General features: G+C 60.9%; 13 protein-coding genes. 12 read left to right on the forward strand and 1 reads right to left on the reverse strand.

From position 1 onward, the window contains the following. Both ACJ8IN_RS08590 and ACJ8IN_RS08595 read left to right on the forward strand, forming a co-directional pair. Positions 1-804 (forward strand): nucleoside hydrolase (locus tag ACJ8IN_RS08590; RefSeq protein ID WP_442519495.1); only part of this gene is annotated, 804 nt, incomplete at its 5' end. 148 nt (positions 805-952) lie between these two features. Beyond that, positions 953-1,657: an FMN-dependent NADH-azoreductase gene (locus tag ACJ8IN_RS08595; RefSeq protein ID WP_033647198.1), complete on the forward strand. Its 705-nt coding sequence runs from the start codon at positions 953-955 to the stop codon at positions 1,655-1,657. A gap of 40 nt (positions 1,658-1,697) precedes the next feature. Here ACJ8IN_RS08595 and ACJ8IN_RS08600 read toward each other — a convergent pair whose 3' ends face one another. After that, complete coding sequence (locus ACJ8IN_RS08600; protein WP_025301844.1) at positions 1,698-2,180, reverse strand: zinc ribbon-containing protein; 483 nt, start codon at positions 2,178-2,180, stop codon at positions 1,698-1,700. Between the two features lie 285 nt (positions 2,181-2,465). Here ACJ8IN_RS08600 and leuS point away from each other — a divergent pair, with 285 nt between their 5' ends. The 10 genes from leuS to dacA all read left to right on the forward strand — a co-directional run bounded on the left by leuS (position 2,466) and on the right by dacA (position 13,823). Further along, complete coding sequence (gene leuS, locus ACJ8IN_RS08605) at positions 2,466-5,048, forward strand: leucine--tRNA ligase (RefSeq protein WP_033637432.1); 2,583 nt, start codon at positions 2,466-2,468, stop codon at positions 5,046-5,048. 14 nt (positions 5,049-5,062) lie between these two features. Then, positions 5,063-5,623 carry an LPS assembly lipoprotein LptE gene (gene lptE, locus ACJ8IN_RS08610; RefSeq protein WP_033637431.1) on the forward strand — a complete coding sequence of 187 codons (561 nt, stop codon included), beginning with the start codon at positions 5,063-5,065 and terminating at the stop codon, positions 5,621-5,623. After that, complete coding sequence (gene holA / locus ACJ8IN_RS08615; protein WP_033647201.1) at positions 5,620-6,654, forward strand: DNA polymerase III subunit delta; 1,035 nt, start codon at positions 5,620-5,622, stop codon at positions 6,652-6,654. Before lptE ends, holA begins: the two co-directional genes overlap by 4 nt. Beyond that, on the forward strand, positions 6,644-7,306 hold the full coding sequence (gene nadD / locus ACJ8IN_RS08620; protein ID WP_060421795.1) for a nicotinate-nucleotide adenylyltransferase: 663 nt from the start codon (positions 6,644-6,646) through the stop codon (positions 7,304-7,306). Before holA ends, nadD begins: the two co-directional genes overlap by 11 nt. Positions 7,307-7,500: 194 nt before the next feature. After that, on the forward strand, positions 7,501-7,818 hold the full coding sequence (gene rsfS, locus ACJ8IN_RS08625; RefSeq protein WP_016928774.1) for a ribosome silencing factor: 318 nt from the start codon (positions 7,501-7,503) through the stop codon (positions 7,816-7,818). Positions 7,819-7,821: 3 nt separating this feature from the next. Next, a complete protein-coding gene (gene rlmH / locus ACJ8IN_RS08630) occupies positions 7,822-8,292 on the forward strand; it encodes a 23S rRNA (pseudouridine(1915)-N(3))-methyltransferase RlmH (protein WP_004940002.1) in 471 nt (156 codons plus the stop codon). Positions 8,293-8,330: 38 nt separating this feature from the next. Continuing rightward, on the forward strand, positions 8,331-10,226 hold the full coding sequence (mrdA, locus tag ACJ8IN_RS08635) for a peptidoglycan DD-transpeptidase MrdA (RefSeq protein WP_033637428.1): 1,896 nt from the start codon (positions 8,331-8,333) through the stop codon (positions 10,224-10,226). An 8-nt stretch (positions 10,227-10,234) separates the two neighbouring features. Beyond that, positions 10,235-11,347 carry a peptidoglycan glycosyltransferase MrdB gene (gene mrdB / locus ACJ8IN_RS08640; protein ID WP_004940006.1) on the forward strand — a complete coding sequence of 371 codons (1,113 nt, stop codon included), beginning with the start codon at positions 10,235-10,237 and terminating at the stop codon, positions 11,345-11,347. 10 nt (positions 11,348-11,357) lie between these two features. Continuing rightward, complete coding sequence (gene rlpA / locus ACJ8IN_RS08645; RefSeq protein WP_041033851.1) at positions 11,358-12,431, forward strand: endolytic peptidoglycan transglycosylase RlpA; 1,074 nt, start codon at positions 11,358-11,360, stop codon at positions 12,429-12,431. A gap of 180 nt (positions 12,432-12,611) precedes the next feature. Further along, on the forward strand, positions 12,612-13,823 hold the full coding sequence (dacA, locus tag ACJ8IN_RS08650) for a D-alanyl-D-alanine carboxypeptidase DacA (RefSeq protein WP_033637426.1): 1,212 nt from the start codon (positions 12,612-12,614) through the stop codon (positions 13,821-13,823). The last annotated feature ends 102 nt before the right edge of the window (positions 13,824-13,925 follow it).

Below are 13,925 nucleotides of genomic sequence, written 5' to 3' on the forward strand. Positions count from 1 at the left end.
CAGCTGATCGTCGCCTATCAGAACGGCGCGGCGATCCGCCTGCAGGATATCGCCACCATCGAACAAGGGGCGGAAAACACCCGGCTGGCGGCCTGGGCCAACAAGCAACAGGCGATCGGCAAAACCGGCATGGGCAACACCCACCTGCCGACGCCGACCCTCAAACCCGATCCCCGCGGCGCCATCGAGCTGATCGCCGACCTGCTGCGCGCCAGCCCGCACCCGATAACCCTGGTGGTGACCGGCCCGATGACCAATATCGCCCTGCTGTTGGCCCAGCATGCCGAGCTGAAAAGCCGCATCGAACGCATCGTATTTATGGGCGGCGGCATGAACGCCGGCAATACCACGCCGGTCGCGGAGTTCAACATCTTCGTCGATCCCGAAGCCGCCGAAATGGTGCTGAAATCCGGCGTGCCGCTGACCATGGCCGGCCTGAACGTCACCCATCAGGCGCTGGTGTTGCCGCAGGATATCGAACGCATTCGGCAGATAGCCAATCCGGTCGCGCAGGCGGTCGCGGAGATGCTCGATTTTTACCTGCCGCTGTATCTCAGCCACCCGCGCGGCCTGCCCGGCGCGGCGATGCACGATCCCTGCACCATCGCCTGGCTGCTGGCACCGCAGCTGTTTACCGGCGTAGAGCGCTGGGTGGGGGTAGAAACCAAGGGGGAATACACCGCCGGCATGACGGTGGTGGACTATTTCCAGCAAACCGGCAACGCGGCCAACGTGGAAGTGCTGACCGGCATCAACCGCGAAGGCTTTATCGATCTGCTGGCCGAGCGCGTAGCGCGTTATTGATCCCATCGGGGCGCATTTGCGCCCCTAGTTCAATTTTTTTGATTTAACTCAGCGAATTTTTGCGCTATCACTGTTCCTGGCTTGCCTCTACCATGCGTTTACACCGACTGACATCGTCACCGATTAGACTTCGCCTGGAGATAAGCCAATGAGCCGCGTACTGGTCCTGAAATCAAGTATTCTGGGTGAATATTCCCAGTCTGGAAAATTAGTCGATTTTTTTGTTGAACAATGGCGTGAAACTCACCCTGAAGACAGGTTCACCGTGCGCGATTTGGCCAACCCGACGCTGCCGGAGCTGGATGGTGAAGTGATGGCCGGTTTTACCGCCGGCGATAAACCGCTGACGCCGCACCAGCAAAGCACCCTGGCGCTGTCCGATGAGCTGATTGCCGAGCTGAAGTCGCACGACACGCTGATCATCAGCGCCCCGATGTACAACTTCAACATCCCGACGCAGCTGAAGATCTACTTCGATCTGATTGCCCGCGCCGGTCAGACGTTCCGCTATACTTCCGCCGGCGCCGAAGGGCTGGTAACAGGCAAGAAAGCGATCGTCATCTCCAGCCGCGGCGGCATCCACGCCGACACGCCGACGGATCTGATCACGCCGTACGTGAAGCTGTTCCTGGGCTTTATCGGCATCACCGACGTTGAATTCGTGCTGGCGGAAGGCTTCGCCTACGGCCCGGAAGCGGCGGAGAAAGCCGCCCAGGACAGCCGCATCGCGGTCGCGCAGAAAATCCCGGCCGGCGTCGCCGTACCGGCCAGCGCACCGGCGCAGGCGCAAGCCGCCCCGGCTACCGTCAGCGGCGGTTTCCTCAGCAACCTGCTGAAGAAACTGTTCCGCTAAACGCCGGCCTTAGCGTTCCCCGCCCTGCCGGGGAGCGCCATCAAGGTTCAAACGGCCGCCGCTGGAACTGGTCGTGGCCGCATTTCGGGCACAGCGGCAGCACCTCCGGCGTGTAGAACGCCAGGTGGTAGTGACACTGCTCGCACACCAGATTGCCCAGCCCCACCACTTCACCGCTGTGGTAAACGCCGTGGTGGCTGACATCCTTGAACACCTCGCGCCACTCCAGCTGGGTTTTGTCGGTGATATCCGCCAGTTCCTGCCACAGGCTCTCTTTGATCACCCGCATAAACACGCTGTCGGTAAACTCGTCCCGGCTCTCCTGATAGCTGCGGGCGAACTCTTCCAGATCGCGCCGCACCGCCTGCGTCACCTGCCGCACCTCATCGCGGGTCAGATCCTCGGCCTCGTTCAACCGCCGCTCCGCGCTGGCCACCAGTTCGTCGATATCGCGTTCACCGTTTTTCAGGCGTTCGGTCAGCGATGCCACCAATTCGCGGTAATACTGAGCAACCTTGTTCATAGACTCTCCTCGATAAACGCTGCGCCGGACTTGGCTGTAGGGATACCCCTAAGCTACTTGTTCTTATTTTAGCCGTAAATGACTGATGTCACTTGGCAAGACGCGGGATCCGCAGGTTGTGAGCCGCGTCATGACGACGCTTTTTTTAAATGCGCCGAGTCAGGCGCTTGGAGTTGTTGCCGGGAGGCCTTATCAGCTATGCTATGCGGATCTACGAATACTAAATGTTCATTGCGTTGCCTCTGACCGGGGCAACGGTTTACACCTACAGGACCACCGGCCGCCATGCAAGAGCAATACCGTCCAGAAGACATAGAATCGAACGTACAGCTTCACTGGCAAGAGAAGCAGACTTTCAAAGTTACCGAAGACGACAGCAAGGAAAAGTACTACTGCCTATCCATGCTGCCTTACCCGTCCGGCCGACTGCACATGGGCCACGTTCGTAACTACACTATCGGCGACGTGATCTCGCGCTATCAGCGCATGCTGGGCAAAAACGTGCTGCAGCCGATCGGCTGGGATGCGTTCGGCCTGCCGGCGGAAGGCGCGGCGGTGAAAAACAACACCGCACCGGCCCCGTGGACCTACGACAACATCGAATACATGAAGAACCAGCTGAAACTGCTGGGCTTCGGCTACGACTGGGATCGCGAAATCGCCACCTGCCAGCCGGAATACTACCGCTGGGAACAGTGGTTCTTCACCAAGCTGTATGAAAAAGGCCTGGTCTACAAGAAGACCTCGGCGGTGAACTGGTGCCCGCACGATCTGACCGTGCTGGCCAACGAACAGGTTATCGACGGCTGCTGCTGGCGCTGCGACACCAAGGTCGAGCGTAAAGAGATCCCGCAGTGGTTCATCAAAATCACCGCCTACGCCGATCAGCTGCTGAACGATCTGGACACGCTTGAAAGCTGGCCGGAGCAGGTGAAAACCATGCAGCGCAACTGGATTGGCCGCTCCGAAGGCGTGGAAATCACCTTCGACGTGGCGGACAGCGAAGAGAAGCTGACGGTTTACACCACCCGTCCCGACACCTTCATGGGCGCCACCTACGTGGCGGTCGCCGCGGGCCACCCGCTGGCGCAACAGGGCGCGCGCAACAACCCGGCGCTGACCGACTTCATCGACGAATGCCGCAACACCAAAGTTGCCGAAGCCGAAATGGCGACGATGGAGAAGAAAGGCATGCCGACCGGCCTGTTCGTTGTCCACCCGCTGAGCGGCGAGAAGCTGCCGGTGTGGGTCGCCAACTTCGTGCTGATGGAATACGGCACCGGCGCCGTGATGGCGGTACCGGCGCACGACCAGCGCGACTGGGAATTCGCCACCAAATACGATTTGCCGATCAAACCGGTGATCCTGAACCTCGACGGCAGCCAGCCTGACGTGAGCGCCGAAGCGATGACCGACAAAGGCGCGCTGTTCAACTCCGGCGAGTTCGACGGCCTGGACAATGAAGCGGGCTTCAACGCCATCGCCGACAAACTGGTCGCCAAGGGCGTAGGCCAGCGCAAGGTCAACTACCGTCTGCGCGACTGGGGCGTTTCCCGTCAGCGTTACTGGGGCGCGCCAATCCCGATGGTGACGCTGGAAGACGGCACCGTCATGCCGACGCCGGAAGACCAGTTGCCGGTGATCCTGCCGGAAGACGTGGTCATGGACGGCATCACCAGCCCGATCAAGGCCGATCCTGAGTGGGCGAAGACCACCGTCGACGGCCAGCCGGCGCTGCGTGAAACCGATACTTTCGACACCTTTATGGAGTCTTCCTGGTACTACGCGCGCTACACCTGCCCGCAGTATGACCAAGGCATGCTGGATCCGGCCGCCGCCAACTACTGGCTGCCGGTCGATCAATATATCGGCGGCATCGAACACGCCATCATGCACCTGATGTACTTCCGCTTCTTCCACAAGCTGATGCGCGATGCGGGCCTGGTGGATTCCGACGAGCCGGCCAAGCGCCTGCTGTGTCAGGGCATGGTGTTGGCCGACGCCTTCTACTACACCGGCAACAGCGGCGAGCGCGTCTGGGTGTCCCCGGTTGACGCCACCGTCGAGCGCGACGACAAGGGCCGCATCATCAAGGCCACCGATCCGCAAGGCCGTGAACTGGTCTATGCTGGCATGAGCAAAATGTCGAAGTCGAAAAACAACGGCATCGACCCGCAGGAGATGGTGGAAAAATACGGCGCGGACACTGTGCGTCTGTTCATGATGTTCGCTTCACCGGCAGAAATGACGCTGGAGTGGCAGGAATCCGGCGTGGAAGGGGCTAACCGCTTCCTGAAACGCGTGTGGAAACTGGCCTACGATCACGTGGAAAAAGGCGCGGTGCAGCCACTCGACGTAGCGGCGCTGAACGAAGATCAGAAAGCGCTGCGCCGCGATCTGCACAAAACCATCGCCAAGGTGACCGATGACATCGGCCGCCGTCAGACCTTCAACACCGCGATCGCCGCCGTGATGGAGCTGATGAACAAGCTGGCCCGCGCACCGCAGGAGAGCGAGCAGGATCGCGCGCTGCTGCAGGAAGCGCTGCTGGCCGTGGTTCGCATGCTGTATCCGTTCACTCCGCACGTATGCTTCACGCTGTGGCAGGCGCTGGGCGGCGAAGGCGACGTGGACACTGCGCCATGGCCGGTTGCCGACGAGCAGGCGATGGTCGAAGACTCCAAACTGGTGGTGGTGCAGGTGAACGGCAAGGTTCGCGCTAAAATCACCGTATCCGCCGATGCGACCGAAGAGCAGGTGCGCGCGCGCGCTGCCGAAGAGCATCTGGTGGCTAAATATCTGGACGGCGTCACGATTCGCAAAGTGATCTACGTTCCGGGCAAACTGCTTAACCTGGTTGTGGGTTAACACAAGGAGGAATTGTGCGACAACGCATTCTGACGCTGTTGCTGGGGTTGGCGGTGCTGGTCACCGCCGGCTGCGGTTTTCACCTGCGCGGCACCACGCAGGTGCCTAATGAAATGAAAACGCTGATCCTGGACAGCGCTGACCCTTACGGCCCGTTGACGCGCTCGGTGCGCGAACAGCTGCGTCTGAACGACGTGACTATCGTCAGCGATCCGAAGCGTAAAGACGTGCCTTCCCTGCGCATCGTCGGCGCGACGGAAAGCCAGGATACCGCTTCGATCTTCCAGGACGGTAAAACCGCCGAGTACCAGATGGTGCTGACCGTGCAGGCGCAGGTGCTGATCCCGGGCCATGACCTGTATCCGCTGTCGGTGAAAGTGTTCCGTTCCTTCTTCGACAACCCGTTGACCGCGCTGGCCAAGGACTCCGAACAGGAGATCATTCGCCAGGAAATGCGTGAGCAGGCGGCGCAACAGCTGGTGCGCAAACTGCTGGCCGTGCATGCGGCGGAAGAAGATAACCGGCAGAAAGCCGCTGCCGCCGGTGAACGAGCGGCAAGCCAAACCGCACAATGATCCGCATTTATCCGGAACAACTTGCCGCGCAGCTCCGAGAGGGGCTGCGCGCTTGTTATTTATTGAGCGGCAATGAACCGCTGCTGCTGCAGGAGAGCCAGGATTTGCTCCGGCAGGCCGCGCAACAGCAGCAGTTCAGCGAGCACTACAGCATTTCCCTCGACGCCCATACCGACTGGGACGCCATCTTCGGCATCTGCCAGGCGATGAGCCTTTTCGCCAGCCGCCAGACGCTGCTGCTGATCTTCCCCGAAAACGGCCCGACGGCGCCGATCGGCGAACAGCTGACCAAGCTCGCCACGCTGCTGCACGAGGATATCCTGCTGATCCTGCGCGGCCCGCGCCTCACCAAAGCGCAGGAAAACAGCGCCTGGTTCAAGGCGCTCAGCCCGCACGGCGCCCTCGTCAGTTGCCAGACGCCGGAACAGGCGCAGCTGCCGCGCTGGGTCGCCACGCGCGCCAAGGCGATGAAGCTGGAGTTGGACGACGCCGCCAATCAGCTGCTGTGCTACTGCTATGAAGGCAACCTGCTGGCGCTGTCGCAGGCGCTGGAGCGGCTGTCGCTGCTGCACCCGGACGGCAAGCTCACGCTGCCGCGCGTCGAACAGGCGGTGAACGACGCCGCCCACTTCACGCCGTTCCACTGGCTGGACGCCCTGCTGGCCGGCAAGAGCAAGCGCGCCTGGCATATTTTGCAGCAGCTGCAGCAAGAAGACGTGGAGCCGGTGATCCTGCTGCGCACCCTGCAGCGCGAACTGCTGCTGTTGCTGACGCTGCAGCGCCGCATGGCTTCCGCGCCGCTGCGCACGCTGTTCGATCAGCACAAGGTCTGGCAGAACCGCCGCCCGCTGGTGACCCAGGCGCTGCAACGCCTGTCCGGCCCCCAGCTGCAGCAGGCGGTACAGCTGCTGACGCAAATCGAGCTGACCCTCAAGCAGGACTATGGCCAGTCGGTCTGGCCGGAACTGGAAACCCTGTCGATGCTGCTGTGCGGCAAACCCCTGGCCACGAGTTTTACCGATGCCCACTAACCCGGAACACCCCACCGTTTTGCACGCGCTGTTCGGCGGCACCTTTGACCCGATCCACTACGGCCACCTGCGGCCGGTGGAAGCGTTGGCCGCCGAAGTGGGCCTGAATCGCGTCACGCTGCTGCCTAACCACGTGCCGCCGCACCGCCCGCAGCCGGAGGCCAATGCGCAGCAGCGCCTGAAGATGGTCGAGCTGGCGATCGCCGGCAATCCGCTGTTTGCCGTCGACGATCGCGAACTGCACCGCACCACCCCCTCCTACACCATCGAGACGTTGGAAACGATTCGTAAAGAGCGTGGCGCCGCCCAGCCGCTGGCGTTTATCATTGGTCAGGACTCACTGCTGACGCTGCATAAGTGGTACCGCTGGCAGGCGCTGCTGGACGTGTGTCATCTGCTGGTGCTGGCGCGCCCGGGCTATAACGATCGCATGGACACGCCGGAACTGCAGCAGTGGCTGGAACGCCATCGCACCGCCGACCCGGCGCTGCTCAGCCGTCGCCCGCACGGCCATATCTATTTGGCCGATACGCCGGAGCTGGAAATTTCCGCCACCGAGATCCGTCAGCGCCGCCATCAGGGCCTCAACTGCGACGACCTGCTGCCACGCCCGGTGCAGCGCTATATCGAGTTGCAGGGTTTATATCGCTAGCGAAAGGTGCGTGATATACTGCGCCGCTATTTTTCAGGTATCCGCTGAAAACCCCGGAAACCTTAGCTGGCCGGGCAGTCACCAGTTAGCTGGCTTTCAGCGGCAGCCTGCCGAAACCATTATCCGGTTACGCCGCGGCGCGCGCATTTTGCCCGCCGCAGCCGACTGAACAGAACACACCCGAGGGGGAACCTTTGCAAGGTAAAGCGCTCCAAGATTTCGTCATCGATAAAATCGATGATCTGAAAGGCCAAGACATTATCGCTCTGGACGTCCAGGGTAAATCCAGCATCACCGATTGCATGATCATCTGCACCGGCACCTCGACTCGCCACGTGATGTCGATCGCCAGCCACGTGGTGCAGGAATCCCGTGCCGCGGGCATGGAGCTGTACGGCATGAAAGGCCAGGAAGCCTCCGACTGGATCGTGGTCGATCTGGGCGAAGTGATCGTGCACGTGATGCAGGAAGAGAGCCGTCGCCTGTACGAGCTGGAAAAACTCTGGAGCTAAGCGGTGAAACTGCAATTGGTGGCGGTCGGCACCAAAATGCCAGACTGGGTGCAAACCGGCTTTATGGATTACCTGCACCGCTTTCCCAAAGATATGCCGTTTGAGCTGACCGAGATCCCGGCGGGCAAACGCGGCAAAAACGCCGACATCAAGCGCATTCTGGACAAGGAAGGCGAACAGATGCTGGCGGCGGTGGGCAAAGGCAACCGCATCGTTACGCTGGATATCCCAGGCACGCCGTGGGAAACGCCGCAGCTGGCGCAGCAGCTTGAACGCTGGAAGCAGGATGGCCGCAACGTCAGCTTGCTGATCGGCGGCCCGGAAGGGCTGGCGCCCGCCTGCAAAGCCGCTGCCGAGCAGAGCTGGTCACTGTCTCCGCTGACGCTGCCGCATCCTTTGGTGCGCGTCCTGGTGGCCGAAAGCCTCTACCGCGCCTGGAGTATTACTACAAATCATCCTTACCACCGGGAATAGCCGGTGGTGACCGTGACAGAGTGAAATAAAGCAGCGGGATGAAAATAGAACGTAACCCTTTTCGCGACTATACGGCTGAATCCGCCCTGTTTGTACGCCGCGCCCTGGTGGCGTTTCTGGGCATCCTGGTGCTGTCCGGCATCCTGATCGCCAACCTGTATAATCTGCAAGTGCTCCGCGTCGAGGATTACCGCACCCGCTCCAACGAAAACCGCATCAAGCTGGTGCCCATCGCGCCCAGCCGCGGCATTATCTACGATCGCAACGGCACCCCGCTGGCGCTCAACCGCACCATTTATCAGCTGGAACTGATGCCGGAGAAGGTCGACGATCTCAAGGCCACGCTGCAGGCGCTGCGCACGGTGGTCGATCTGACCGACGACGACATCACCAATTTCGAAAAAGAGCGCAAGCGTTCGCGCCGCTTCGTCTCCATTCCGGTGAAAACCGCGCTGACCGAGGTGCAGGTCGCCCGCTTTGCGGTCAATCAGTTCCGCTTCCCCGGCGTGGAAGTGAAAGGTTACCAGCGCCGCTACTATCCTTACGGCTCCGCCCTCACCCACGTCACCGGCTACGTGTCGAAGATCAACGACCGCGACGTCGAACGCCTGGACAAAGACGGCAAACTGGCCAACTACGCCGCCACCCACGATATCGGCAAACTGGGCATCGAACGCTATTACGAAGACACGCTGCACGGCAAAACCGGTTACGAAGAGGTTGAAGTCAACAACCGCGGCCGGGTAATCCGCCAATTGCACGAGCAGCCGCCTTCCGCCGGTCAGGACGTCTACCTGACGCTCGATCTTGAGCTGCAGCGCTACATCGAGCAGCTGCTGGTGGGCAGCCGCGCCGCGGTGGTGGTGAGCGATCCGCGCACCGGCGCCATCCTGGCGATGGTGTCCAACCCGAGCTACGATCCGAACCTGTTCGTGGACGGCATTTCCAGCAAGGATTATCAGGGGTTGCTGAACGATCCGAATCGCCCGCTGATCAACCGCGCCACGCAGGGGGTTTACCCGCCCGCGTCGACGGTGAAACCTTATATCGCAGTGTCGGCACTCAGCGCCGGCGTGATCACCAAGAACACCGTGGTGTTCGATCCCGGTTGGTGGCAGCTGCCCGGCTCGGAAAAACGCTTCCGCGACTGGAAAAAATGGGGCCACGGCCGGCTGAACGTCACCAAGGCGCTGGAAGAGTCCGCGGATACCTACTTCTATCAGGTCGCCTATGACATGGGGATCGATCGGCTGTCGAGCTGGCTGACCAAATTCGGTTACGGCCAGTACACCGGCATCGATCTGGCCGAAGAGCGTTCCGGCCTGATGCCGACGCGCGAATGGAAGCTGAAACGCTATAAAAAACCGTGGTATCAGGGCGACACCATTCCGGTGGGCATCGGCCAGGGCTACTGGACCGCCACGCCGATCCAGATGGCCAAGGCGCTGAACACCCTGATCAACGACGGCACCGTCAAAACGCCGCACCTGCTGCAGAGCACCCGCGTCAACGGCGCGCTGGTGCCGTTCAAACAGGAAGAGAGCACGCAGATCGGCGATATTCACTCCGGCTTCTGGGAAATCGCCAAAGACGGCATGTACGGGGTGGCCAACCGTCCGAACGGGACGGCGCGCAAGTACTTTGCGGACGCACCTTATAAAGCCGCGGCGAAATCGGGTACCGCACAGGTATTCGGCTACGAAACCTACAACGCCCACAAACTGGCGGAGCACCTGCGCGATCACAAGCTGATGACCGCCTTCGCGCCGTTCAACAACCCGACGGTGTCGGTCGCCATCATTCTGGAAAACGGCGGCTCCGGTCCGGCGGTGGGCACCATCACCCGCCAGATCCTCGACCATATCATGCTGGGCGACAACAATACGCAATTGCCAAGCGAGGCCCCGCTGCCGCCTGGCGTAGAAGGTGACTAAGGTAGAACATGACTGAAAGCCAACAAAAAGGCTCGATCTGGACCAAAATCCACATCGACCCGACGTTCCTGCTGCTGATCCTGGCCCTGCTGGTCTACAGCGCCTTCGTGATGTGGAGCGCCAGCGGCCAGGACATCGGCATGATGGAGCGCAAGATCGGGCAGATCGTCATGGGGCTGATCGTGATGGCCGTCATGGCGCAAATCCCGCCGCGCGTGTACGAAAGCTGGGCGCCCTATCTCTATATCTTCTGCGTGATTTTGCTGATCCTGGTAGACGCCTTCGGGCAGATCAGTAAAGGCGCGCAGCGCTGGCTGGATCTCGGCGTGGTGCGCTTCCAGCCGTCGGAAATCGCCAAGATCGCCGTGCCGCTGATGGTGGCGCGCTTTATGAACCGCGACGTCTGCCCGCCTTCGCTGAAAAACACCGCCATCGCGCTGGTGCTGATCTTCCTACCGACGCTGCTGGTGGCCGCGCAGCCGGATCTGGGCACCTCGATCCTGATCGCCGCCTCCGGGTTGTTCGTGCTGTTCCTGTCGGGCATGAGCTGGAAACTGATCGCCGTCGCCGCCGTCGCGCTGGCGGCCTTTATCCCGGTGCTGTGGTTCTTCCTGATGCACGGTTATCAACGCGACCGCGTAATGATGCTGCTCGATCCGGAAAGCGACCCGCTCGGCGCCGGCTACCACATCATTCAGTCGAAGATCGCCATCGGCTCCGGCGGCCTGTCCGGCAAGGGCTGGCTGCACGGCACCCAGTCGCAGCTGGAGTTTCTGCCGGAGCGCCATACCGACTTTATCTTCGCCGTGTTGGCCGAAGAGCTGGGGCTGATCGGGGTATTGGTGCTGCTGGCGCTCTACCTGCTGGTGATCATTCGCGGGCTGATGATCGCCGCCAAGGCGCAAACCACCTTCGGCCGCGTGATGGTTGGCGGCTTGATGCTGATTTTGTTCGTTTATGTCTTTGTTAACATCGGTATGGTCAGTGGCATTTTGCCGGTAGTTGGCGTACCTTTGCCTCTGGTCAGTTACGGGGGTTCGGCGCTGATAGTGTTGATGGCCGGTTTCGGCATCATCATGTCGATCCACACGCATCGGAAAATGCTGTCTAAAAGTTTATAAGAGGTGAGTAATGCGTAAGGAATGGCTTTGGATCGGCGTCGCGGCGGTGTTGCTCTCCGCCTGTACCGCCCCGACCACGGAACAGCAGGCGCCACAGCAGCCGTACAACGGCCCGGTGGTGGAAATCGGTGGCGTCGAGCCTCAATATGAACCCTATAACCCTAACAACATGCAGGATTATAAGGTTAATGGCGATACTTACCGCATCGTAAAAGATCCGCAGAACTTCTCGCAGACCGGCCTGGCGTCCTGGTATGGCGAAGAGGCCAACGGCAACACCACGGCGCTGGGTGAGCAGTTCGATCCCAACGGCCTGACCGCGGCGCACCCAACGCTGCCAATCCCAAGCTATGTGCGCGTCACCAACCTGGCCAACGGCCGTCAGCTGGTGGTGCGCGTCAACGATCGCGGGCCATACACCAAGGGCCGCATCATCGATCTGTCGAAAGCCGCCGCCGACCGCCTCAACCTGTCCAACAACACCAAGGTCAAAGTCGATTTCATCAACGTGGCGCCGGACGGCACACTGAGCGGCCCGGGCACCATCGGCACCATCGTGGCGAAACAGAGTTACGCCCTGCCGGCACGCCCGGATCTCGGCGCCAGCGGCATGGGCACCCCGATCCAACAGGACGTGCCGGTCGCCGGCGGCGCGGCGGTGCGCCCGATCGATAACAGCACCCTGCGCACCGACGATGGCGCTCCGGCAAACGCCGGCAACGGCCGCAGCGGTTTCCTCGGCGCGCCAAGCGCAGTACCGGCCGGCGTACTGGAAGGTTCCGAACCTGAAGCCGCCGCCGTGGCCGCTCCGGTTGCGGCCGGCGCTGCGGCGGCCGGTATGGCGGCCGCTTCTTCCTCCGGCGGTTACGTGGTGCAGGTCGGTGCGCTGAGCAGCGCCGAGCGCGCCCAGAGCTGGCAGCAAAGCCTGAGCCAACAGTTTGGCGTGCCGGGCAAAGTGGCAGCCAACGGCAACGTTTATCGCGTCCAGCTCGGCCCATTCAGCAGCCGTCAGCAGGCGGCCCAGCTGCAGCAACGCCTGGCCAGCGAAGCGCAACAACAGTCTTTCGTTACTGCTGCACCCTAAGCGTTATGCCCGGCGGGCATTCGCGGCTGATAAGCGGTTATTTAGCTGAAACATTTTCTTGCAGCTAAAAGGTCTTTAACCGCAATTAGTCAGATGAATGGATAATGCCTGCCGGGATCGCATCTGCTATAGTGTGGCTCGTTTTTTAACTTTACTTTCACGGATGTTGTAGTCCCGATCATGAAACAAGTAACTTCTTTTCGCTTAATCAAAAGCATCGCACTCGGCACCGTTATCGCAATGAGCGCAGCCTCCGTTGCACATGCCGATGACGTTAACATCAAAACCATGATCCCAGGTGTCCCGCAGATCGATGCGGAAGCGTACATCCTGATTGATTACAACTCCGGCAAGGTGCTGGCCGAGATGAACGCCGACGCGCGTCGCGATCCGGCCAGCCTGACCAAAATGATGACCAGCTACGTCATCGGCCAGGCGCTGAAAGCGGGTAAAATCGGCCAGGACGATCTGGTGACCGTCGGTCAGGACGCCTGGGCGACCGGCAACCCGGTGTTCAAAGGCTCCTCGCTGATGTTCCTGAAGCCGGGCGATCGCGTGCCGGTCTCCAAGCTGACCCGCGGCATCAACCTGCAATCCGGTAACGACGCCTGCGTGGCGATGGCCGACTACGTCGCCGGCAGCCAGGACGCGTTCGTTAACCTGATGAACACCTACGTCAGCAAGCTGGGCCTGCAGAACACCCACTTCCAGACGGTACACGGCCTTGATGCCCAGGGCCAGTACAGCTCGGCGCGCGACATGGCGCTGATCGGCCAGGCGCTGATCCGCGACGTGCCGGACGAGTACGCGATTTACAAAGAAAAAGAGTTCACCTTCAACAATATCCGCCAGATGAACCGCAACGGTCTGCTGTGGGATAACAGCCTGAACGTCGACGGCATCAAAACCGGCCACACCGACGCGGCGGGTTACAACCTGGTGGCTTCGGCGACCGAAGGCCAGATGCGCCTGATCTCCGCCGTGATGGGCGGGCGCACCTACAAAGGCCGCGAAGCCGAGAGCAAGAAACTGCTGACCTGGGGCTTCCGCTTCTTCGAAACCGTGGCGCCGCTGAAGGTCGGTAAAGAGTTCGCTTCCGAGCCGGTCTGGTTCGGCGATGCCGACCGCGTTGAGCTGGGCGTGGACAAAGACGTCTACCTGACCATCCCGCGCGGCCGCATGAAAGATCTGAAGGCCAGCTATGTGCTGAACACGCCGGAAATTCACGCGCCGCTGGCGAAAAACCAGGTGGTCGGCAGCATCAACTTCCAGCTGGACGGCAAAACCATCGACCAGCGTCCGCTGGTGGTGATGAACGAAGTGAAAGAAGGCGGTTTCTTCAGCCGCATCGTGGACTACATCAAACTGATGTTCCACCACTGGTTCGGTTAACGGTTGAAACGGGCGAAATTGGCCCCATATAGTGAATAACACTAACTCCCGCCCCGGCGGGAGTTATACTTTATAGATTAGCTAGCACTCTGGAGCGCACGC

Source organism: Serratia sp. CY31944 (assembly GCF_052169175.1).
Taxonomy (GTDB): Bacteria; Pseudomonadota; Gammaproteobacteria; order Enterobacterales; family Enterobacteriaceae; genus Serratia; species Serratia sarumanii.

Excerpts from the sequence above, each read along its gene's own strand:
- mrdB (WP_004940006.1), top strand. The coding sequence starts at position 10,235 with ATGACTGAAAGCCAACAAAAAGGCTCGATCTGGACCAAAATCCACATC.
- nadD (WP_060421795.1), top strand. The coding sequence starts at position 6,644 with ATGCCCACTAACCCGGAACACCCCACCGTTTTGCACGCGCTGTTCGGC.
- dacA (WP_033637426.1), top strand. The coding sequence starts at position 12,612 with ATGAAACAAGTAACTTCTTTTCGCTTAATCAAAAGCATCGCACTCGGC.
- mrdA (WP_033637428.1), top strand. The coding sequence starts at position 8,331 with ATGAAAATAGAACGTAACCCTTTTCGCGACTATACGGCTGAATCCGCC.
- ACJ8IN_RS08595 (WP_033647198.1), top strand. The coding sequence starts at position 953 with ATGAGCCGCGTACTGGTCCTGAAATCAAGTATTCTGGGTGAATATTCC.
- ACJ8IN_RS08600 (WP_025301844.1), bottom strand. The coding sequence starts at position 2,180 with ATGAACAAGGTTGCTCAGTATTACCGCGAATTGGTGGCATCGCTGACC.
- leuS (WP_033637432.1), top strand. The coding sequence starts at position 2,466 with ATGCAAGAGCAATACCGTCCAGAAGACATAGAATCGAACGTACAGCTT.
- rlpA (WP_041033851.1), top strand. The coding sequence starts at position 11,358 with ATGCGTAAGGAATGGCTTTGGATCGGCGTCGCGGCGGTGTTGCTCTCC.
- holA (WP_033647201.1), top strand. The coding sequence starts at position 5,620 with ATGATCCGCATTTATCCGGAACAACTTGCCGCGCAGCTCCGAGAGGGG.